The sequence below is a fragment of the Streptococcus sp. k-378 genome (assembly GCF_013277505.1).
Taxonomy (GTDB): Bacteria; Bacillota; Bacilli; order Lactobacillales; family Streptococcaceae; genus Streptococcus; species Streptococcus pseudopneumoniae.
Map to the genome: position 1 here is coordinate 1 of NZ_VMNC01000036.1, position 23,421 is coordinate 23,421.

12 protein-coding genes are annotated in these 23,421 nt (G+C 41.9%); 11 read left to right on the plus strand and 1 reads right to left on the minus strand.

Going from position 1 to position 23,421, the window contains the following annotated elements; translation table 11 throughout:
* Nucleotides 1–2,989 (plus strand): DUF1542 domain-containing protein (locus tag HT719_RS04605; RefSeq protein WP_172928390.1); only part of this gene is annotated, 2,989 nt, incomplete at its 5' end.
* 112 nt (nucleotides 2,990–3,101) lie between these two features.
* Here HT719_RS04605 and HT719_RS04610 read toward each other — a convergent pair.
* Entirely contained in the window at nucleotides 3,102–5,198 is a 2,097-nt protein-coding gene (locus HT719_RS04610; protein WP_172928392.1) for a GH92 family glycosyl hydrolase, read from the minus strand.
* Nucleotides 5,199–5,368: 170 nt separating this feature from the next.
* On the opposite strand from HT719_RS04610, the gene HT719_RS04615 reads away from it, so the two are divergent.
* From HT719_RS04615 to HT719_RS04660, 10 genes are all read left to right on the plus strand, one after another.
* Nucleotides 5,369–6,649 (plus strand): glycoside hydrolase family 125 protein, encoded by a 1,281-nt coding sequence (locus tag HT719_RS04615; RefSeq protein WP_172928395.1) that lies wholly within the window; start codon nucleotides 5,369–5,371, stop codon nucleotides 6,647–6,649.
* 90 nt (nucleotides 6,650–6,739) lie between these two features.
* Nucleotides 6,740–9,385 carry an alpha-mannosidase gene (locus tag HT719_RS04620; RefSeq protein ID WP_172928397.1) on the plus strand — a complete coding sequence of 882 codons (2,646 nt, stop codon included), beginning with the start codon at nucleotides 6,740–6,742 and terminating at the stop codon, nucleotides 9,383–9,385.
* A gap of 83 nt (nucleotides 9,386–9,468) precedes the next feature.
* Entirely contained in the window at nucleotides 9,469–10,338 is an 870-nt protein-coding gene (locus HT719_RS04625) for an ROK family protein (RefSeq protein WP_172928399.1), read from the plus strand.
* On the plus strand, nucleotides 10,332–12,212 hold the full coding sequence (locus HT719_RS04630) for a beta-N-acetylhexosaminidase (RefSeq protein ID WP_172925660.1): 1,881 nt from the start codon (nucleotides 10,332–10,334) through the stop codon (nucleotides 12,210–12,212). Before HT719_RS04625 ends, HT719_RS04630 begins: the two co-directional genes overlap by 7 nt.
* A 298-nt stretch (nucleotides 12,213–12,510) precedes the next feature.
* A complete protein-coding gene (locus tag HT719_RS04635; protein WP_000604868.1) occupies nucleotides 12,511–12,837 on the plus strand; it encodes a hypothetical protein in 327 nt (108 codons plus the stop codon).
* 768 nt (nucleotides 12,838–13,605) lie between these two features.
* Nucleotides 13,606–14,019, plus strand: a complete 414-nt coding sequence (locus HT719_RS04640) for a hypothetical protein (protein ID WP_240147751.1) — start codon at nucleotides 13,606–13,608, stop codon at nucleotides 14,017–14,019.
* 309 nt (nucleotides 14,020–14,328) lie between these two features.
* Nucleotides 14,329–14,916, plus strand: coding sequence for a hypothetical protein (locus HT719_RS04645; protein WP_101514467.1), 588 nt, complete (start codon nucleotides 14,329–14,331; stop codon nucleotides 14,914–14,916).
* A 14-nt stretch (nucleotides 14,917–14,930) separates the two neighbouring features.
* On the plus strand, nucleotides 14,931–15,275 hold the full coding sequence (locus HT719_RS04650) for a hypothetical protein (RefSeq protein ID WP_000055345.1): 345 nt from the start codon (nucleotides 14,931–14,933) through the stop codon (nucleotides 15,273–15,275).
* Nucleotides 15,275–15,709, plus strand: coding sequence for a protein-export chaperone SecB (locus HT719_RS04655; RefSeq protein WP_101514502.1), 435 nt, complete (start codon nucleotides 15,275–15,277; stop codon nucleotides 15,707–15,709). Before HT719_RS04650 ends, HT719_RS04655 begins: the two co-directional genes overlap by 1 nt.
* Before the next feature lie 538 nt (nucleotides 15,710–16,247).
* Nucleotides 16,248–23,039 carry a YSIRK-type signal peptide-containing protein gene (locus HT719_RS04660; protein WP_172922247.1) on the plus strand — a complete coding sequence of 2,264 codons (6,792 nt, stop codon included), beginning with the start codon at nucleotides 16,248–16,250 and terminating at the stop codon, nucleotides 23,037–23,039.
* Nucleotides 23,040–23,421: the final 382 nt, after the last annotated feature.

The window sequence follows — 23,421 nt, forward strand, 5'->3', positions numbered from 1 at the left end:
AGTGGCAGATGAACTAGCTGCTAAGAATAAGGAAATCGATGATCGCCAAGATCTAACAGCTGAAGAAAAAGCGAAAGTTAAAGCAGAAGCTCAAGCTCGAGCAGCCGAAGCGAACCAGGCCATTGATGCTCAACCAGATGTAACCACAACACCAGAGGAATCAAGGAAGGTTCAAGGAGCAGTAGATAGTGCTAAGGAACACGGTGTAGCAGCGATTAAAGCTGTGAATCCAGAAACAACAACTAAAGCTGCAGCCAAGAAAGCTATTGATGATAAGCTAGCTGAACAACTAAAAGCCATTGAAAACACACCAGATGCTACGGATGAAGAAAAAGCTGAAGCTGCTGAAAAAGCGACAGCCTTAGCCAAAGAAGCTAAGCAAGCAATTGATATTGCTACAACAGATTCAGAGGTTAAGAAACTTCAAGATGATGCAAATGCTGAAATAGGGAAAGTTTTACCTGTTGTAGAAGATAAACCAAATGCTCGTAAAGCCATTGATGAGCAAACAAAAGCGAAGAAAGAAGAGATTGACGCGCGTACTGACTTATCTCCTAAAGCGAAAGAGAATCTTAAAGATAAAGCAGATCAAATAGCAGCCGAAGCTAAGAAATTAGTAGATGCTGCGAATAAAGAAGCAGATGTTAATAAGATTCAAGACGCGGATAAATCGGCAATTAGAGCAGTTGGGGATATTAACAGACCAATTGATAAAGTGCTAGTTAATGATCCAGCCAACCTAAAAGCTGAGGAAAAAGCTAAAATCTTAGAAGAAGTGAGGAAAGTGAACCCAACAGCCAAAGAGGTTAAATATAACGACGCTGGAAATATTGAAGTTACTACAGCAAATGGTGATAAGGGAATCATTAATCCAACTGATTTGGTGAAAACGTTGGAGAATCTAGATAATGGTAAAGGTGGAAACGATATTAACAAACCACTTGATAAAGTTATCATCAAGGATAAATCGATGTTGACAGAGTCAGAAAAAGCTCAAATTATTGCTGCTGTTAAGTCTGTAAATCCAAATTCTATTGTGCTACTCGATGCAGACGGAACTGTTTCAGTGTCTACACCAGAAGGTCAGACTGCAACGATTCCATCAACTGAGTTAGTGAGAACTAAGGAAGATACAGCTAAATCTGACGCAGGAAATGGTGAAATTGTTAAACCAGCAGATAAAGTGGTTGGTGAACCGACTGATTCAGCTGCACAAGCCAAAGTAGAAGAAAAATTAAGAAAACTCAATCCTGAGGCTAAATCTGTTAAATTTGATGATAAAGGTAACGCTACTGTTACTTTAAATGATGGAACTGTGGCAACAATTCCATGGAAAGATTTATTCAAATCACCGGAAGATGCAACTAAACCAAACGCAGGCAACGACATCGTTAAGCCGGCGGATAAGACGGTTGTAGCGAACTCAGACAAGTTGACAGTTGCAGAGAAGAAAGCTATTGAAGAAAAGGTTAAAGCAGTTAACCCAGGAGCGACTGTAGTAGTGGACGATAAAGGAAATGCCACAGTCACAACACCAGAAGGTAAGACAGCCGTTATTCCAGCAACAGACTTGACGAAGTCAGCAGCAGATGCAGCTAAACCAAATGCAGGCAATGATGTCAATACACCAGCAGCTAAAACTGTAGCAGCGAACCTAGACAAGTTGACAGATGCAGAGAAGAAAGCTATCGAAGAGAAGGTTAAAGCAGTCAACCCAGGCTCAACTGTAGTAGTAGACGATAAGGGTAATGCTACAGTTACAACACCAGAAGGTAAGACAGCGGTCATTCCAGCCACTGATTTAGTGAAAACACAAGATGATATCACTAAAGAAAATGCAGGCAATGATGTCAATACACCAGCAGCTAAAACTGTAGTAGCAGATCCAGATGCCTTAACTCCAGAAGAGAAGAAAGCTATCGAAGAGAAGGTTAAAGCAGTCAACCCAGGTTCAACTGTAGTAGTAGACGATAAAGGTAATGCAACAGTAACTAAAGCTGATGGTACAGTTCTGAATATTCCAGCTTTAGACCTAGTAATCCCAGCTGGAAACCTAGCTGACGAAGCTAAGACTGCTAAAGTGAAAACACCAGCATTCCGTACATTAGTTGGAAACAAAGATAACTTAACGGAAGATGAAAAAGCAGCAGTTAAGAAAGCAATTGAAGCCGTCAATTCAGGAGCGACTGTAGTAGTAGACGATAAAGGTAACGCCACAGTAACACTAGATGGAAATACAGTATCGATTGCAAAAGACCAATTAGTGAAAACAGAAAGTGATGTAACAGCTAAGAATAGCGGAGATAACATCAACCTTGACTTTGAAAAAGAAACAGTAGCAGACTTTACTAACTTAACAGACTCAGAAAAAGAAGCTGCAAAAGCTAAGATTAAAGCAGCAAATGCTGATGTAGTAGATGTTCTCTTTGACAAGGCAGGAAATGCAACTGTTGTAACTAAAGATGGCAAAGTTTTAGCAATTACCGCTGAAGCTATCTTTAAACAAGCTCCTTCAGCTCAAAATAACGGAGCTACTAACACTGAAGCAAAAGTGGATAAAGCTAAGTTAGCAGATGCTATTCGTCAGTTAGATGGACTAATCATCCAAGAATCAACTAAGCTTGATGCAGAAACTGCAAAAGCAGCGAACGCATTATCAGCGGATGCTAAGAAAGTATTTGCTAATGCAGATGCAACTCAGGCAGATGTGGCTGCAACGGTTAAACGTATCGAAGACTTCCTGGCGAAAGTTTCTCCAGCAACTAATCATGCAAGTCCAGCTAATGACCAAGCTGCTCAAACACCAGCTGTAGTTCCAGCTCAAGCAGCAAATGCTAACCAAGCAGCAACAAACGTGCGTACAGTCGCTAAAGAGTTGCCAAATACAGGTACAGCAGATTCTACTGTAGCTATGGTAGCAGCTGCCGCAAGTGCCTTACTTGGTCTTGGTCTTGCAGGTCGTCGTCGTAAAGAAGACGAAGAAGCTTAATTGGTAGATGGTTTGATACTTATCGAATAATAAATCCAATTTTCAAAGCTTAACAAGTACCTCTCATAAGAAAATCTCCTAGCAGGAAAGCCTGCTAGGAGATTTTTGCATTTCAGGAAGTGGACGGCTGATTTGGTAACCAGCTAAGGGTAAAGGTTAACTGTTCAGCTTTTAGGAGGTCTTGGTGTTGAATAGTTGATACTAGGTTTTTGTTCAGTCGGCATTCTTTGACAAAGTTAAAATGGTTGTGGTTTTGTTTAGTATGAATATCCAGCCATTTACCTTCTTTAGCTAGGTAGACTCGTAGATGGTCAAAGAGAGGGATTCCGAGATCATAGCTTGATTTTCCTGGACAGGTAGGATAAAATCCGAGAGCTGACCAGATGTACCAAGCAGAGAGACTGCCATTGTCTTCATCTCCAGGATAGGCTTGCCAACTTGGGTGAAAGGCTTTCTGACGGAGCGTCTTGATAAGAAGGGCAGTGTAGTCAGGGTAGTTGCTGTAACGGAAGAGATAAGGAATGTGGAAGCTCGGTTGGTTGGAAATAGCGACTTGTCCAAAAGGAGCGGTAGCCATTTCGCTCATTTCGTGAATCTCGTAACCATAGCCTGTTGTCTCAAAGAGGGGAGCATCTTGACAGGCTTTCAAAAGATAGTTGCTGAAGGCTTCTTTTCCACCCATAAGCTGGATTAAGTCTGGAATGTCGTGGAGGACGCCTAAAGTCGCTTGGATGGCTGAACATTCGGCATAATCACGTCCCCAACTATAGGGAGAGAAGTCAGGGCGGAAGTTGCCTTGATTGTCTCGCGCTCGCATATATCCTGTTTCAGCGTCAAATAGCTGGCGGTAATTTTGTGAAGCAGTCCTGTAGGTCTCAGCGATTTCTATTTTCCCTAGTTTTTTGGCACAGCTGGCGATACAAAAGTCGCTATAGGCATAGTCAAGGGTGTGACTGACACTTTCGTGGTGGTCGGTAGAGAGGTAGCCTAGTTCTTGGTATTGGGCTAGTCCGTGACGGCCATTGATGCCGAGAGGGTCAGACTTGCTGTCTGTTTCAAGCATGGCTTGGAGGAGTTCTACTTCTAGGTCAGGAGCCATGTCCTTGCAGGCGCTATCTGCGATAATGCCGTCTAAAAGTGTACCTGGCATCATACCCCGTTCATCTGGAGCCAGCCATTTTGGAAGGAATCCAGTATTGCGGTAGCTATTGAGAAATCCTTCTAAAAAGCGGTGGTAGTGTTCCGGTATGATAAGGGCAAAGAGGGGGAAGGTAGTGCGGAAGGTATCCCAGAAGCCATTGTTGCTAAAGAGGACACCGGGCTTGACAGTGCCAGTGGCCAGATCCATGTGGATGGCTTGCCCTGATTCATCAACCTCATAAAAAGTCTGTGGGAAGAGGAAGAGTCTGTAGAGACAGTGGTCAAAGAAGGTTCGGTCAGCCTCTCCTGTCTCTATAACGTCAAAACGATGGAGAAGATTTTCCCAGTCCGCTTGTGCACTTACTTTACAGCTATCAAAATCTTGTTGAAGTAGATTAAGCAGTGCTTGAGAAGGAGAGATGAAAGAAGTGGCTAGCTGAATTTCAGCATGACTATCTGCCAGGTCGATTCGCCAGTCTCCCCCTTCTTGGCTGATAGCAAGAATATCCGTGTTCATTTGCAGGGCAGTGAACATCGTTAGTGGATTTTTGTTGGTCTCAGTTTTTCCTTCTTGTCGCAGGGCAAGAGTCCGCTTATCTACTTGCTCCACGGTCAGTTCATCTGCTGCGTGCAGATAGAGGGAGAGGGCTTTGCCTTGCTTTTGTTCCAAACGAATAGAAGCACCGTAGCAAGTCGGTGTGAGCTGGGTTTCAATCTGATAGCGCAGGGAGAAAATTTTCAGATAATGAGGTTGGAAAGAGGCCTTATCTATGTCATAGGAAGACTGACGATGGAAGAGGCTGTCTCCCCCTAGTTGGCCTGTGACAGGTGTCAGAAGGAGCCAAGAGTAGTCCCCAATCCAAGGACTGGGCTGGTGGGTTAATCGAATCCCCTGAAAGATAGGCAGATGCGGATCGAAAAACCAAGAGCCCTCCTGGTCACTGGTCTGGGGTACAAAGTAATTCATCCCAAAAGGCACGCCTGTGTATGGCAGGGTATTTCCCCGAGAAAAGGCATGCTTGCTGGCAGTACCAAAGCGGGTATCGATGGTTTCAAGTAGTGGTTTCATAGTCTTTCCTTTAGCTGTTTTTCTACATTATATCAGAAAAATGGGGCCTTTAGAAAAGGAGGTTCAAAGATAACTATTTTGTAGAAAAATGACTATCATTTGTGTATGTATTTTCTGTCTCAAAAGCTATATACTGAAAATGAAACTTGTTTGAAAGAGGATACTGCACGATGATTTATTCAAAAGAAATTGTTAGAGAATGGCTAGATGAAGTGGCAGAGCGGGCTAAGGACCATCCAGAGTGGGTGGATGTTTTCGAGCGTTGCTACACAGACACCTTGGACAATACGGTTGAAATCCTAGAAGATGGTTCAACCTTTGTCTTGACTGGGGATATTCCTGCTATGTGGCTTCGAGATTCGACAGCCCAACTCAGACCCTACCTGCATGTGGCTAAAAGAGATTCGCTCCTGCGTCAGACCATTGCAGGTTTGGTCAAACGTCAGATGACCTTGGTACTCAAGGATCCTTATGCCAATTCCTTCAACATTGAGGAAAACTGGAAGGGGCACCATGAGACTGACCACACAGACCTTAATGGCTGGATTTGGGAACGCAAGTACGAGGTGGACTCGCTTTGCTATCCGTTGCAGTTGGCTTATCTCCTCTGGAAAGAGACTGACGAGACTAGTCAGTTTGATGAGACTTTTGTCGCAGCGACTAAGGAAATTCTCCATCTTTGGACGGTGGAACAAGACCACAAGAACTCTCCTTATCGTTTTGTCCGAGATACGGACCGCAAGGAAGACACCTTGGTAAATGATGGCTTTGGACCTGATTTTGCAGTGACAGGCATGACCTGGTCAGCCTTTCGTCCGAGTGATGATTGCTGTCAGTATAGTTACTTGATTCCGTCAAATATGTTTGCTGTAGTAGTCTTGGGTTATGTGCAAGAAATCTTTGCAGAATTGAATCTAGCTGATAGCCAGAGTGTTATTGCTGATGCTAAGCGCCTCCAGTCTGAAATCCAAGAAGGAATTGAAAACTACGCCTACACAAGCAACAGCAAGGGCGAAAAGATTTATGCCTTTGAAGTGGATGGTCTAGGAAATGCTAGCATCATGGATGATCCAAACGTACCAAGTCTGTTGGCTGCGCCTTATCTGGGCTACTGTTCGGTCGATGATGAAGTGTATCAAGCAACTCGTCGTACCATTCTGAGCCCTGAAAATCCATATTTCTACCAAGGAGAATACGCTAGCGGTCTCGGAAGTTCTCATACCTTCTATCGCTATATCTGGCCCATCGCCCTTTCTATCCAAGGCTTGACAACAAGAGATAAGGCAGAGAAGAAATTCTTGCTGGATCAGCTGGTTGCTTGCGATGGTGGTACAGGTCTTATGCACGAAAGCTTCCACGTGGATGACCCAACGCTCTACTCTCGTGAATGGTTCTCTTGGGCCAACATGATGTTCTGTGAATTGGTCTTGGATTACCTAGATATTCGCTAAGGAACATGCTTTAGCGCAACTGATTCTTGTCAGAATCACAAATTTACATTTAAAACATTAAAAATTTAATTTAGAATGAGGTTTTACTTCATGGAAAATGTTGTCGTACATATTATCTCACATAGTCACTGGGATCGTGAGTGGTACTTGCCTTTTGAAAGCCACCGTATGCAGTTGGTGGAATTATTTGACAATCTCTTTGATCTCTTTGAAAATGACCCTGAGTTCAAGAGTTTCCACTTGGATGGACAAACTATTGTCCTTGACGACTACTTGCAAATTCGCCCTGAAAATCGCGACAAAGTCCAACGATACATCGACGAAGGAAAATTGAAAATTGGTCCCTTTTACATCTTGCAAGATGATTACTTGATTTCAAGTGAAGCCAATGTCCGCAATACTCTTATTGGTCAGCAAGAAGCTGCCAAATGGGGCAAATCAACCCAGATTGGTTACTTCCCAGATACCTTTGGAAATATGGGACAAGCGCCTCAAATCCTTCAAAAATCAGGCATTCACGTGGCAGCCTTTGGTCGTGGTGTGAAGCCGATTGGATTTGACAACCAAGTCCTCGAAGACGAGCAGTTTACATCCCAGTTTTCAGAAATGTACTGGCAGGGTGCGGACGGAAGTCGTGTCCTCGGGATTCTCTTTGCCAACTGGTACAGTAACGGGAATGAAATCCCAGTTGATAAAGATGAGGCCTTGACCTTCTGGAAACAAAAATTGTCAGATGTGCGTGCCTATGCTTCGACCAACCAATGGTTGATGATGAACGGCTGTGATCACCAGCCTGTACAGAAAAATCTGAGCGAAGCTATTCGTGTGGCAAATGAACTCTTCCCAGATGTGACCTTTGTTCATAGTTCTTTTGATGAATATGTCCAAGTCGTGGAAAGTGCCCTACCGGAGCAATTATCAACGGTTACAGGTGAGTTGACCAGTCAGGAAACAGACGGCTGGTACACACTTGCTAACACTTCTTCATCTCGTATTTATCTCAAACAAGCCTTCCAAGAAAATAGCAACCTCCTAGAGCAAGTTGTAGAACCCTTGACAATTATGACTGGGGGCCACAACCACAAGGACCAGTTGACCTATGCTTGGAAAACTCTTTTGCAGAATGCGCCCCATGATAGTATCTGTGGCTGTAGCGTGGACGAAGTTCACCGTGAGATGGAGACACGTTTTGCCAAGGTCAACCAAGTCGGAACCTTTGTCAAGACCAATCTTCTCAACGAGTGGAAGGGCAAAATTGCAACTCACGAAGCTCAGAGTGACTATCTCTTTACGGTTATTAACACAGGCTTGCATGATAAGGTTGATACTGTCAGCACAGTGATTGATGTGGCGACTTGTGATTTCAAGGAATTGCACCCAACAGAAGGTTACAAGAAGATGGCTGCTCTTACCTTGCCAAGTTACCGTGTGGAGGACTTAGATGGGCGTCCTGTAGAGGCTAAAATCGAGGATCTTGGGGCTAATTTTGAGTATGATTTACCAAAAGACAAGTTCCGCCAAGCTCGTATCGCCCGTCAAGTGCGCGTGACCATTCCAGTTCACCTAGCGCCGCTTTCTTGGACAACTTTCCAATTGCTGGAAGGAGAACAAGAACACCGTGAGGGTATTTACCAAAACGGAGTGATTGATACACCATTCGTAACGGTGAGTGTGGATGACACTATCACAGTTTATGACAAGACAACTCACGAAGCCTACGAAGATTTTATCCGCTTCGAAGACCGTGGGGACATCGGAAACGAGTATATTTACTTCCAACCAAAAGGAACAGAGCCAATCTATGCAGAGCTTAAGGGCTACGAGGTCTTGGAAAATACAGCTCGTTTTGCCAAGATCTTGCTCAAACATGAATTGACCGTGCCTGTCAGTGCCGATGAAAAGCTAGAAGAAGAGCAAAAAGGTATCATCGAGTTTATGAAGCGTGAAGCTGGACGGTCAGAAGAAATGACAAGCATTCCTCTGGAAACTGAGATGACTGTCTTTGTTGACAATCCACAAATCCGTTGCAAGACTCGCTTTACCAACACTGCCAAAGACCATCGTATCCGTCTCTTGGTCAAGACTCACAACACGCGTCCAAGCAATGATTCTGAAAGCATCTATGAGGTGGTGACACGACCAAACAAACCAGCAGCTTCATGGGAAAATCCTGAAAATCCTCAACACCAACAAGCCTTTGTTAGTCTGTATGACGATGAAAAAGGTGTGACTGTATCCAACAAGGGATTGAATGAATACGAAATCCTTGAAGACGACACTATTGCAGTGACTATTTTGCGTGCATCAGGTGAGCTAGGTGACTGGGGTTACTTCCCAACACCAGAAGCACAATGCTTGCGTGAGTTTGAAGTCGAGTTTGCTCTCGAATGTCACCAAGCCCAAGAACGCTTCTCAGCCTATCGTCGCGCCAAAGCCTTGCAGACACCGTTTACCAGCCTTCAGCTTGCTAGACAAGAAGGAAGCGTGGCTGCGACTGGTAGCCTCTTGAGCCATTCTGTTCTCAGCATACCGCAAATCTGTCCAACAGCCTTTAAGGTAGCTGAAAATGAAGAAGGCTATGTCCTTCGTTACTACAATATGTGTAGTGAAAATGTACGTGTACCGGAAAGTCAACATCTCTTCCTTGACCTACTGGAACGACCATACCCAGTTCATAGAGGCCTCATTGCACCGCAAGAAATTCGTACAGAATTGATTAAAAAAGAAGAAATCTAATTTCAAAAAGTAAACATCAAAAGAAAGGAGGGGCGAAAAGGTAAGAACTAACTGCTGATTCGCCCCTTTTTATGGTAAAAACAATGACCATTGCAACGATTGATATCGGAGGGACTGGGATTAAGTTTGCCAGTCTGACTCCTGATGGGAAAATACTAGATAAGACAAGTATTTCAACGCCTGAAAACTTGGAGGATTTACTAGCGTGGCTAGATCAACGCTTGTCAGAACAGGATTACAGTGGGATTGCTATGAGCGTTCCAGGCGCGGTCAATCAAGAGACAGGTGTGATTGATGGCTTCAGTGCCGTCCCTTATATCCACGGCTTTTCGTGGTATGAGGCGCTTGCTAATCATCAACTACCTGTCCATCTGGAAAATGATGCCAACTGCGTTGGGCTCAGTGAATTACTAGCTCATCCAGAGCTTGAAAACGCTGCCTGTGTCGTGATTGGGACAGGGATTGGCGGAGCTATGATTATCAATGGCAGACTGCATCGAGGTCGCCACGGTCTGGGTGGAGAATTTGGCTACATGACAACCCTTGCCCCTGCTGAAAAGCTCAACAACTGGTCGCAACTAGCGTCAACTGGGAATATGGTACGCTACGTGATTGAAAAATCTGGTCAGACTGATTGGGACGGTCGCAAAATTTACCAAGAGGCCGCAGCAGGAAATGCCCTTTGTCAAGAAGCCATTGAGCGCATGAACCGCAATCTGGCTCAAGGCTTGCTCAATATTCAGTATCTGATCGACCCAGATGTCATTAGCCTGGGAGGCTCTATCAGTCAGAATCCCGACTTTATTCAAGGGATTAAAAAAGCTGTCGATGCATTTGTCGAAACCTACGAAGAATACACGGTCGCACCCGTCATCCAAGCCTGCACCTATCATGCAGATGCTAATCTCTACGGTGCCTTTGTCAACTGGTTACAGGAGGAAAACCAATGGTAAGATTTACAGGGCTTAGTCCCAAACAAGAGAAAGCATTAGAGTTGCTTAAAAAGCACATTCTGCTACCAGATGTAGAGGTAGCAGTCGCTCAGTCTGACCAAGTCTCTATCTCTATCAAGGGTGAGGGTGGCCACTATCAATTGACCTACCGCAAACCTCACCAACTTTATCGTGCCTTGTCCTTGTTGGTAACAGCTCTAGCAGAAGGTGATAAAGTAGGGATTGAGGAGCAGGCGGCTTATGAAGAGTTGGCCTACATGGCAGACTGTTCTCGAAATGCGGTGCTAAATGTGACTTCTGCCAAACAGATGATTGAGGTCTTGGCTCTCATGGGCTACTCAACCTTTGAACTCTACATGGAAGACACCTACCAGATTGAGGGACAGCCTTATTTTGGTTATTTCCGTGGGGCTTATTCGGCTGAGGAGTTGCAGGAAATAGAAGCCTACGCCCAGCAGTTTGATATGACCTTTGTGCCTTGTATCCAGACCTTGGCCCATTTGTCGGCCTTTGTTAAATGGGGTGTCAAGGAAGTGCAGGAACTCCGTGATGTGGAGGACATTCTTCTTATCGGCGAAGAAAAGGTTTATGACCTGATTGATGGCATGTTTGCTACTCTATCTAAACTACAAACTCGCAAGGTCAATATCGGGATGGACGAAGCCCACTTGGTTGGCTTGGGACGTTATTTGATATTGAACGGTGTTGTGGATCGTAGTCTCCTAATGTGTCAACACTTGGAGCGCGTGCTGGATATTGCTGACAAATATGGTTTCCACTGTCAGATGTGGAGCGATATGTTCTTCAAACTTATGTCAGCAGATGGCCAGTACGACCGTGATGTGGAAATTCCAGAGGAAACGCGTGTCTACCTAGACCGTCTCAAAGACCGAGTGACCTTGGTTTACTGGGACTATTATCAGGATAGCGAGGAAAAATACAATCGCAATTTCCGCAACCACCACAAGATTAGCCATGATCTTGCCTTCGCAGGAGGTGCTTGGAAGTGGATTGGATTTACACCTCACAACCATTTTAGCCGTCTAGTAGCTATTGAGGCTAATAAAGCCTGCCGTGCCAATCAGATTAAAGAAGTCATCGTAACTGGTTGGGGAGACAATGGTGGTGAAACTGCCCAGTTTTCTATTCTCCCAAGCTTGCAAATTTGGGCCGAACTAAGCTATCGCAATGACCTAGACCGTTTGTCTGCTCACTTTCAGACCAATACTGGTCTATCGGTTGAAGATTTTATGCAGATTGACCTTGCCAACCTCTTGTCAGACCTGCCAGATAATCTCAGTGGTATCAATCCCAACCGCTATGTCTTTTATCAGGATGTTCTCTGTCCCATTCTTGATCAACACATGACACCTGAACAGGACAAACCGCACTTCTCTCAGGCTGCTGAGACCCTTGCTGAAATCAAAGAAAAAGCTGGGAACTATGCTTACCTCTTTGAAACTCAGGCTCAGTTGAATGCCATTTTAAGTAGCAAAGTAGATGTGGGACGGCGCATTCGTCAAGCCTATCAAGCGAATGATAAGGAAAGTCTGCAAGAAATCGCAAGACAAGAATTACCAGAACTCAGAAGCCAAATTGAACACTTCCATGCCCTCTTTAGCCACCAATGGCTGAAAGAAAACAAGGTCTTTGGCTTGGATACAGTTGACATCCGCATGGGCGGACTCTTGCAACGCATCAAGCGAGCAGAAAGCCGCATCGAGGCTTACCTGGCTGGTCAGCTTGACCTCATCGATGAGCTGGAAGTGGAAATTCTGCCATTTAACGACTTCTACGCAGACAAGGACTTCGCAGCCACAACAGCCAACCAGTGGCATACTATTGCGACAGCTTCAACGATTTATACAACTTAAAAACAAGAACACCTTGCCTGGCGCAGGGTGTTTCGCGTGAAACAGAAGAATTATCTAGTTTCAAATGCCACAGTTAGACAAACTTATGATAAAATAGCAGAAAGGGAATGTTTCCTAAGAGCAATTCTATCGATTAGCAATTGGAGGTATTGTGGTACACTTAAAATTAGTAAAACAAGAAATAGAAGCTGAAAAGCCAGCATCTGTAGAAGCCTGGGTCATTTTCGTCAAATTTTAAAAAGGTTGCTACCGACATATACAAATTCCAAAAACAAAAACGTTAGCAGAACTAGCAGATGTGATTTTATGGAGTTTTGATTTTGCAAATGCTCATGCTCATGCATTTTTCATGGATAATGTTGCGTGGAGTCATGCAGATTCTTACTTTCTTAGCTTTGTTAGTGACGATGTTGAAGAACGTTACACAGAAAATGTCTATCTGGATACCCTAAGTGTCAAACAAAAATTTAAGTTTATTTTCGACTTCGGTGATGAATGGCGTTTTGAATGCCAAGTGCTGAGAGAAATCGAGACAGAGGGCGAAGAAGCTTATCTCGTACGTTCGGTTGGAACGCCGCCAGAACAATATCCAGATTATGATGGTTTTGACTATGAAGAATGGTAAAATTGATTGTTAAACAATCTAAAAAACAATTGGAATCAGTCTGTGTAGGCTTAGTATTTCAATTGTTTTTTTGTGATGGTTTCAGATAAGAGAGTTTTTTAATACTCAATGAAAATCAAAGAGCAAACTAGGAAGCTAGCTGTAGGTTGCTCAAAACACTGTTTTGAGGTTTCAGGTGGAAGCTGAGGAGGTTTGAAGAGATTTTCGAAGAGTATAAATTTGTTGAGGGTGTAGCTAATACGTATCAAGTCTGGTAGATTGAGAAAACTTGACAAAAAATTAGATAGTGCTAGAATAACATTAACGAAAGACATTTGAGGGCAGAAAGGTTCCTGCCACACCTTGCAAAAAGGTATCTGAGATGCTGGGTACACCGACCAGCCAAGGGTCCGTTATTTCAAAGTAGGGGCTTAAATGCTCCTTTTTTATTTAAAAATTTCAAAATAGATTACACTCACCGCAGGCTTAGCCTTGCGTTTTTTGTTTGACAAAATTAAAAAAATGTGTAAGAATAAGTAGAATTGAAAACAGGAAAACTCACCTCCTTTCGATTCGTCTAGCCTTTTCGTGAGGCAATGAGGGGGCGGAGAGACGCGCTCGTCAACAGAAGTATCTCATTGGAAATGTTGCTCACTTTTTAGTGAGCTTTTTATCTAGGGAATAGAAATAAAAAGCAAAAAGTTAAAATTAGGTCAAATTGATTTAAAAATGTGCAAGGATTACGACCTTATTCAAGCGATGGACTATGACTTTAAGACGAAGGAAGTAATGAATAAAGGAAGGGGATTTGCGGTAACTCTTGTCAAAATACAGGGGCTAACTTTCTTGATTCCATTTAGAAGTTATATTCCTAAAAAGTATCAGTTGAAGTATAAGCTTCGAAATTCAGCAAAAGAAGGGTATGTTGAAGGATTAGATATTGGTAAAACCTTGATTTTAGAAGATGAAAGTTATTTGCTAAATACTACTTTTCGACTTCGAAAAATCGAAGATTATTATAAAGTAATGGACAATGATAGAGCTATAATTAATAAGTTGGTAAAAGCTATTATAGACTATAACCGTGCTTTAGAAATGAACGATAGAAACAAACTTGAAGATCCTAAACGCTTTAAATTCTCAACATTCCAGAATTATTCTACTAGATTAAGAGTCATAACAGAAAAAGACTATTTAGAATAGATAATGTTTTTGCAGGTTCTGGCTTGCATTTCTATTTTGCAAAAACACGCATTTTGAACGATTAGAACCAGAAATTACAATCCTATTCTTCAAAAAAGCGTTTTCTTGAAGAATGGAAAAAGCCCGATTTTATGGGGTTTTAATTCTGATAAAATCCGATAATTTTGGCATGATAAGGTGAGGTAGTTATTGTCTTAATGCTCAGTTCCGTTCTGGAAATCGCTAGAATGTTTTCAAAAAATCCCGTAATAGTTGAATTATCTAAGCTTTAACAGTATAATCAAGCTAGTAGCTTCATCAGGAAGTTCTATGCTACAATATAGTAGGTGGCACGGCACCACACCACCAATAAAAGAAAAGATTCTATCTGCTGGGTTTTCTTATGAGAAATATAAACCTGGTATTCATAAACAGAGACATCCGAACGACTTGGGTAATGGTATTTACTTTTTTCTACCTTTTGACAAAGATACTGGTAAAACGATTGCTTCTGCTTATGTCGCAAAGTATAAGTCATTTGAACTAAGCAAACCTGGGGTTAGGCCTGAGTTAATTCATGCTAAAATCACCCTAAAATCTATAGATAAGATTTTTATTTTAGATAACCCAAAAAACCAAAGGTTATTAGAGGAATATCGACAAGCAGCATCTATTCAAATTGAACGTGAGATTGCAGGTATTTCAGGTAGCGGAGCCAAAAATAGAGCTACTCTTCTTAACCAAAATCAAGGATTAATTATTGAGCTGTTGCTTGATTTAGCGTCTCAGCATGGGAAGAATTATGAAGCAGTGCAGTCCAAAACATATACTGCTATTCCATTTTTACCAGTAATTGACGGAAAGAATGGAGAGGAAATTTGTATCCGTGATTTAAATTGTATTACAAACATTTTATAAATAAGGAGGCTTTTATGAGTTTATTGTCAAACTTTTTAGGAACTGAAGAATTTTCTTTGATGGATTCTCCAATGTTCCAAGAATTAGTTGAAAATATTAAGGCCAACAAAATTTATTCAGTAAACAATGAATTTGATTATGATTTGAATATATCAGGAAGTCTTAAAAAATATAAAGATGAAATCCATTTTACTCCTCAATTAAATAATCAAAAAGAGTTTGATGATTTGAATTCTGTAACTAAAGTAAATGCAATGCCTAAATATAATATAAAAAACAAGAAGTCATGTTTTTCATATTTACCAATAGATTCTGAAAACTTAATTACAACAAAAGAAAATAGTGAGGTGGCAGCTTAATGTCCTCTTTACAATTTAAAGATTACTTTTTAAATGAAGTATCGTATCGAAGAAATCCTAGTTTTGACCAAACAAATAGTACTATTAATTTACAGCCTGAATTGTCTGCACAGATTTTAATAAGAAAATCTGAAAACCTTACTTACGTTAACTTAATAACAAAGCAAGGAAATATAGATTCAGATGATTCTGCTTTTGAGCTTATTGTAGATATTGTTGGAGAATTTTCATTTATATATGACAAGACAGAATTTGATATTCCTTTTGAAACTTTTCTTAAAGAGAATGGCTTAGCAATGCTTTGGTCCTATATTCGGCCTATCGTATCTGATATGATTACTCGGGGTAATGAGTTCCCCAACTTCATATTGCCTGTCGTTAACATTAAAAAAATGCTTGAAGACAAAGATTCTATCAAGTTAACATACGAATAAAAACAGTGTATGTATTTTTCAAAGCTCTAATGAAATGCTTTCACATTTAAAAGGTATTCGGAGAACTATAAATCAAAATTGTGATAAAAATAAATAGGATCAAAGAGTTTTGTATGATAGTAGTTGCAATTTGAAACTCTAGCTTCTTCAAGACTCAGCTATCAATGAAAATCACCAGAAGGGCAGTATTTTAACGGCTCTTCTGGTGGTTTTTGAATTGTTTGGTTAGTGTGAGATATGAATAATTTGGGGTTTAATACTCTTCGAAAATCTCTTCAAACCACGTCAACGTCGCTTTACCGTGGATATGTTGAGTCTGGATAAAGAACCAATCGTAGGAGAAAATGAAGTCAATATTTCCACGATAAGATACATGATATCAAGCTTAGTTCATAATGTTTGATTTATAAAAAGAAAGAGAGTATAATGAGTTAAGCCTGCCTAAAGTATGCCCAAATATTTTAGGGGGGGGCTTTTTTATTTGCCCTTCCATAGATATACTAAGCCGATAATTATCGGAAAAGGAGCAAAATGATATATGTTTTATAAAGATAATGAAGATAGAGAAAAGCAATTGCGCTTTTCGATTCGTAAGGTTAGTTTTGGAGCGGCCTCGGTAGCCGTGGCGGCGCTGTATCTCTTTATGGGAAGTGGAGCGGTATCTGCTGCGGAAGCGCAGACCATACAGTCAAATGAGGAGGTGGCAGCTGATAAGGATTCGGAAACAGAGAAAAAATCAGAGGATCCACAGCTAACCTACGCTGCTCCTGCTGCAAAGAAACAAGGATCTGCAACCAATACTGAAGCAGGGGATGAAGGCAAGCAAGAAAGTCATCCAGAGACCAAAGAGGAAGAAGCCAACTCATCTGAAAGAAGCGAAACTACAACAAAGACTCAATCGGATGAAGACTCTGTGAGCGGGGACTCTAGCTCTCCAAAATCTACAGAGGACAGTGAAGGTACAAGATCAGAAGAAGCAAGCAACAAGCCAAAAGTACGTAAAAGACGTGATATAAGTGCCACTCCAGGTGCAGATGTTGCAACGGATGATCCATCAGCAAATCAGACTTACATAGCACCAAGCGCTGATGCGAGTGTAGAGGAGTTAGTAGAAAAATTAAAAACATTGCCGAATGTGATTGAAAACAATAATAAAATCAACGGCGTTCAAATGAAGAAATTAGGTGATGCTAAAGGTATAGCACTAGGAGAGGTAAGAGAACTTGATGAGTTTGGTGGTTGGAAAGCTGTAACTACTGATGGACAAGTTGGAAAATTTGCTATTGCTAGAAAAACAGCAAAAGGTGTATTCCCGGCATATACTATAAATATAAACAGAACTAATGATGCTTGGCTTCGAGAACAAGTTCTTGATTGGAATAGTGAATACACATTGCTATTATCAAAAGTGGTGACAAAAGCTAGTAGAGATACGGATGTTCCTTATGATGGACAACCTTACAAAGGTAACAATGAATCTGGAAAAACAACAGCTAGAACAGCAAAAGGATTTGATGGAATAGAAAAAACTTTTAAAGTGTATTCTTCAGCTGAAGGTTCTAAAGTAAGAGTGGATTTCAAAACAGGTTATACGGGAGATGTTGAAGGTTCTAAGGCTGAATACAAGGTGGAAGTATATACTGATAATTCTACTAATCCAATTTATACAACAACATTTAGACCGGATAAGAACATTACTGATAAGGAAAGGACAGTTATTGCAGCTAAAGATGGAACAAAAATTACAGAGAAAATAAACGTTTCAAGCAATACTAAAGAAGAAATAGAAGGTAAGATGGCATTGGATGCCAATAGACCTAATGGAACAGTAGGACGCTTTACGAGTAAGTTGATTGAATTGCCTAAAGGTGTAACTTCATACAAAGTAAGATTAAGTCTAGCTAATAAAAGATATGGTGGGATGAGTTATAATTCTTCGTATTTACAATACTCATTGCCGATTACTGGGCTCGACTTTAATATTACACAAGACACTAAACATATAGCGAAGTCACTATTGCAACAGGCTTATAATAAACTGCTTGAAGACCAACAAAAAGATGAACATAGAAAAACTAAAGACAGTGTCCGTGCTTACCGAGAAAGGTTAGCTAAAATTAAAGAATTATTAGACTCAAATGAGTTGAAAAATAATTCTGAATATCTTTCTGTGTTAGAAAGTGCTGTTTATAGCAGAGATAACTTGATAGCTCAAAACTTTGAAGCGAAGACTGTCAAACAAGTCAAAGATAGCCAAGTTTTGATAGACTTGTCGACACATCCAGAAAAAGTGATTACCTATAAAGAAAATAGTGTCGAAAAAGCCTTGCCTGACTATCTGGTAGCAAGCTGGAAGAATACCCCTGACTTTACGACTGTTGGTCCACATACTGGCATTGTTGCGATCTCTGAAAAGGGTGACGCAGGTGCTCAAAACCAAGAAATAGCAGAAGTTACGGTTTCTATTACCATTTATCCTAAGGCTGAAGCCGGGCAAGCAAAATTTGTCAATGTCCTCACAGAGAACAATCGCTTGTTGGATGGGGATAACCCTGAAAACTATGTCAAGTTTGTCAATGGCAATCAAACAGTTGCTAAACCAGCGGATATGACGGTGACATGGCATAAAAAACCAGATACAACGACTGCTAATGTTGATCAAGAAGGTATCGTTAAAGTCAGCTACAGTGCGACCGATGAGAACGGTGCTCTTAGCACCCAAAGTTACTTTGTGACTGTGAAGGTGCCTGTTTATCCACCAGCACAGTTGAAAAACAATGTAGGTAGCTACAACAATAAACAAGGTACCCTCTCAAATGGTACCAACCCAGAAGATTATATCGAGTTCAAGGATGGTAACCAAACCGTTGCAAAACCAGCTGGAGTGACAGTTCGTTGGCAAGGAAGTACTGCACCAGGTATTGGCACAGCATCGGCTCAAAATCGTGGCATTATCGAAGTGGTTTACCCAAGTGGAGACTCTCAAAACCCAACGGTAAAAACACTTGAAGTTGCGCTTCCAACCTACCATTCTGTAGTGAAAAAATCAGAGTACACACGCGACATTACACAAAGTTTTGATAGCAATCAAGCAAGCAACTATGTCACAACGACTCCGAATGCACCAACAAGAACAGAATACTTCTGGAAGACAGATGAAACTAGAAATAAAGAGTACGGTTCAGCAACATGGGGTAATATCTCAGGAGACTGGCTCGGTAAGAAGACCAATAAGGTTAAGGTCTACTATCCAAATGCGAATGGTGGCAATCCGAAATCAGAAAACTTGGCGGAAGAAACTACTGAGATAACCTTCATCACAAAACCAGCTAAGCCAAGTATTGCAACCAACTTGACAGGAAAAGCAGGCACGCGAACTCATGTATCCGTTACGAATGCGACTCCTGGAACAACACTTTACCTCTACAATGGTACTACACAATTAGGTAGTGTCGAAGTTCCTAAGAATGGTGCTTATAGCAAGCTAGTGACTGCAGAGCTCACTCCGACAGCGGACATCCCTGCATCAACGAATCTGACTGTGAAGTCTGTCTATATGCCAAACGATGACAGCCAACGAGTTGAATCAGATAGTAGTGATCCAGTTTCTAGTACGCAAGTGACGGTATCTGCTAAAGGAACGATTCAAACCTTGGCAGGTTCTGGTAATATTACAGAACTAAGCAATCTCAACCAAGCTACCCTTTCTAAATTGTTAACCCTCTCAGATGGTAGTGCTGTTGATTCTGCAACGGCAGCTCGTTGGGAATCTGGTCAAAACATTGCCAAGGGTGAAGCAGGTACACGGACTGAAAAACTATTTGTTCGTTTACCAGGTCATACCAAGGAACAAGAAGTAACCCTTACAATTAAGACTCTTGCACAGCCAACTGCGAAACCAGTTCTAAAAGCTCCTGACGAAGTGATTACAAACGAGAGCTTGTCTCACTTTGTGACAGATGAAGGAGCTGCTTCTCTTGCTTGGGAAGGAAATCCAGCTGTCGTGACGGCAGGACGCAACATTCCACGTATCAAGGTTACCTATCCAGCTGCGGGAGTAGATGGCATTGCCTTTTCAGATGTAACGACGCAGTATGTGATTCCAACTATCTACGGAGTGAAATCCAAGTCTACAGATACGTATACAAATACGCAAAACCAAGCTTTTGATACGAACGCAGCCAACTATGTTGAGCAGTCAACTGCGACCGCTTTACCAGCGGGCATGACTTATGGTTGGGAGGATGGAGAGCCAAGTGCAGGTACGGTTGGAGAGTTTACCCGAACAGTCATCAGCACGTTTGGTAATGGAAATAGTGTTCCAGCAGAACTTCGTGGTCGTACGGTTAAGACAGTGATTCGATTTGCTGTAAAACCAACGACTCCAGTTGCGACTGCAAATGAAGATGGTAGTGTTGGTATTAGCATTCCAGATGGTGCAACGAGACTAGACGTTACCTATACGCCAACGAATGGTGCGGCTGAAACAACGACTTCGATCACGAAGAATGGTTTGAGCTGGGTTGCACAAGGTTTGACTGTGACTCCTTCTCAAGATGGTAGCCGACTCATTCTTTCTGCAGATGATTTGAAAGATGGTACGGAGTTGAAGGGGGTTGCAGTTGCGACAGGTGCAGCAGGTGACTTGACAAGTGCAGATAGCAATACTGTACGAGTAAAAGCACCGCAATTGAGCTCTCCAGTCATCACTCAAGAAGCCGACTATAGCATTCAGATTGCGCTGGATGAAAAGGCGACTCATGCTGAGGTTTCCTATACAGATGTAGGAAACACCATGCGGAAACTAACCTTTGATAAGCGTGGGGATGAGTGGATCCGAACTGATAATGTTCACATTGGTTCGGTAGTAACTACTGGTAACAATATTGTCATGGCAGTCAACACCGCTAAATCTGGTACTCTTGTTTCAGCTAGCCAGAAGACAGAGTTGTCTGATTTCTCAGTGGCGGCTACGCATAAGGCTATCGGTCTTCTTAATAATCCAGTATTGATACCAAATGATGATACGAGTGTTACGATTGAAGCACCACAGGATGCGACAAGTCTATCTGTAACCTATACTCCAGCTAATGGTCAAGAGAAGACTGTAACGATTTCGAAGACTAACTCTGGTTGGATCAGTCCAGATGGATTTGAGGTTAAGAATGGAAACCCTACTTTAATGGGTGGTACAGCTCAAGCAGGACGTACTGTGAAGGTTAAAGCCTTAGGTGATTCTTCTGAAAGTAAGGAAGTAAGTGCTGTTGTTAAGACGGCTCAACCAAGCGAAATTCAAGCTGAAGTGAAGCAAAATGGTGACTTTGTACTTACTCTGCCGACAGATGCGGATCAGTTAACTCTTCATATTCCTACTAGTGATACGGTTGTTGAGGATACTGTCCTTTCTAAAGCGAACAACTGGGAATTGCCAGCTGGGTCATTATTCCGTAGAGTAGGAAATACCGTAGTCATCCCAGCAAATCTTGTCAAAGGGAGTAACCAAGTTACTTATGTTGCAACAGCAGGAAGTGGAGCTGCTAAGAGTGAAGATAGAGCAGGAAGTATGATTGTTCCTACTCATACAGCACCAACGGTTGCAGATATCATTGTGGCAGCAAACGGTGCTCCGACTGCAAATCAGGTCAATCAAGCAGTTACGGCAGATAACAAACAAACTGCTACTGCTCAAAACTTGCCTACTGTTCTAGCAGGTCAAAGTCAGAAGATTTCTGCTACGGTAACTTATCAAGATAACAGTCAAGAAATAGTTGATGTGACGGTGAAAGCAAAATATGCGACACCAGCTCAAGTGACAGGTAGTCAAAAAGATAATGGTGATCTTGTCTTTACTCTTCCTCAAGATGCAGATGATGTTACTATTAACTACGAAGCTAATGATGGATCTAAACAGACTGCGAAACTTCATAAAGAAGGAAATGCGTGGACTGTTGTATCAGGCAATCTAACCGTTGATGGTAGCAGTGCTACTCTCGCAAACGGTGTCTATACAAGTCCTCAAGCAATTGAATTGATTGCGACAGCTGGTGAGGGAGACCAACAGAGTGAACAAGCACAAAATGGTTTCCGTCCGACTGAACACACGGTTACATCTCAAACCATTAGCAAGGTTAAAGGACAAACTCCGACAAACGATGAATTGTTAAATGCTATCACTGCTGATAAAAAGCAATCTGCTGTTTTAAAAGATGGGACTCAATACCCAACTACGGTTGGAAATCATACGATTACAGTTACCGTCACTTATGCAGATGGTACGACAGAGGATATTCCTGTAACCTATAAGGTGACAGCCGATAAGAAAGCTCTTGAAGCGGCTAAAGCGGAACTCGACCAAGGTATTCAAGCTGCTCCAGATACAAGTGGTAAGACACCAGACTCTGTCACAGCTTACAACAAAGCCAAGACAGAAGCTGAAACTGCAGCTCAGGAAGCACAAGTCGTTATCAACGACCAAAACGCCAGCGAACAAGCTGTTCAAGATGCTATTGCTAAGGTAACCAAAGCCAAAGAAGCTCTTGACCAAGCCAAGACTAACTTGACGCCAGCCGCAACCGAACAAGAAAAACAAGCCTTGACGGTTGCGAAGAACAACTTGGATACTCCAGCTACAACAACGGGTATGACCCCAGAGTCTATCGATGCTTACAACAAAGCTAAAGACGCTGCTCAAGCCCAAGTAGATGAAGCCAAAGCGGAGGCACAAGCTGCCCTTGATAAGGAAACTTTAGACAAGTCAGAACTAAGTAAGCAGACTCAAACCTTAGAAAATCTTTTGAGATCATTGACAGGTGTATCGAATCCTACCACAGATTCAGCACGTCTGGTTTTGGCAGAGGCTAAGAAAGCTCTTGCAGATGACAGTTTGACAGAGCAAGGGTTGCGCCATATCTTGCAAACAGTCAAAGATGCCATTGCTTCCCTAGAGTCCATTAAGGAAAGCCAGTCAGCAACGAAGGCTGGAGAACAAAAAGTTTCTGAGGCAGCACCAGAAGCAGATAAGCCTGTAGCCCAAACTCAAATCTCAGTAGGAGCTATTGTGGCAAGTATACTGGTTCTATTAGGTCTCCTCTTTTTCCTCCTAGCTCGTCGTAATAAAGAATCAGAACTCGAGAAATTAACCAAGGAATTAAGTAAACTTCTTAAGAACTTAAACCTTGAAACAGTGGATAAGGATGTCCTTAAAAAGTCTCAAGAAGAACTTCAAAATGCAGTTTCTTTCTTAGCAGATGAAAAAGGCTCTGAGCATACTGAAGCAGAGTTGATTGATAATCTTAAAGAGGTTATTGCTAAGTTGAAAGCAAACGCCTAATAACATATTAAAAGTCTCCAGATTAGGAACTATCCGTAAGTTCACTAATCTGGAGATTTTTCAATATACTTCGTTATTGGGCGGTTACAAATGAAATAAAGAATAGGACAAATTGATCAGGACAGTCAAATCAATTTCTAACAATGTTTTAGAAGTAAAGGTGTACTATTCTAGCTTCAATCTACTATAACAGAGTGACGCCATCACTGGGCTAATAGAGATAAAATAGACAATTGATTTAGGACATTTGTAAGCGCGTCATAACAAGGTATCTATCATTCATGGAAGACCTCCTGTATACTATTAGTAAAGTAAAACTATTGGAGGATATTTTAATGCCACAACCTATTAGTCCCACAGAGCTTCCACAATCTCGTCCTTT

Coding starts and splice junctions, on each gene's coding strand:
- HT719_RS04630 (WP_172925660.1), top strand. CDS start 10,332: ATGGTAAGATTTACAGGGCTTAGTCCCAAACAAGAGAAAGCATTAGAG.
- HT719_RS04625 (WP_172928399.1), top strand. CDS start 9,469: ATGACCATTGCAACGATTGATATCGGAGGGACTGGGATTAAGTTTGCC.
- HT719_RS04655 (WP_101514502.1), top strand. CDS start 15,275: ATGTCCTCTTTACAATTTAAAGATTACTTTTTAAATGAAGTATCGTAT.
- HT719_RS04640 (WP_240147751.1), top strand. CDS start 13,606: ATGAATAAAGGAAGGGGATTTGCGGTAACTCTTGTCAAAATACAGGGG.
- HT719_RS04650 (WP_000055345.1), top strand. CDS start 14,931: ATGAGTTTATTGTCAAACTTTTTAGGAACTGAAGAATTTTCTTTGATG.
- HT719_RS04620 (WP_172928397.1), top strand. CDS start 6,740: ATGGAAAATGTTGTCGTACATATTATCTCACATAGTCACTGGGATCGT.
- HT719_RS04645 (WP_101514467.1), top strand. CDS start 14,329: ATGCTACAATATAGTAGGTGGCACGGCACCACACCACCAATAAAAGAA.
- HT719_RS04615 (WP_172928395.1), top strand. CDS start 5,369: ATGATTTATTCAAAAGAAATTGTTAGAGAATGGCTAGATGAAGTGGCA.
- HT719_RS04610 (WP_172928392.1), bottom strand. CDS start 5,198: ATGAAACCACTACTTGAAACCATCGATACCCGCTTTGGTACTGCCAGC.
- HT719_RS04660 (WP_172922247.1), top strand. CDS start 16,248: ATGTTTTATAAAGATAATGAAGATAGAGAAAAGCAATTGCGCTTTTCG.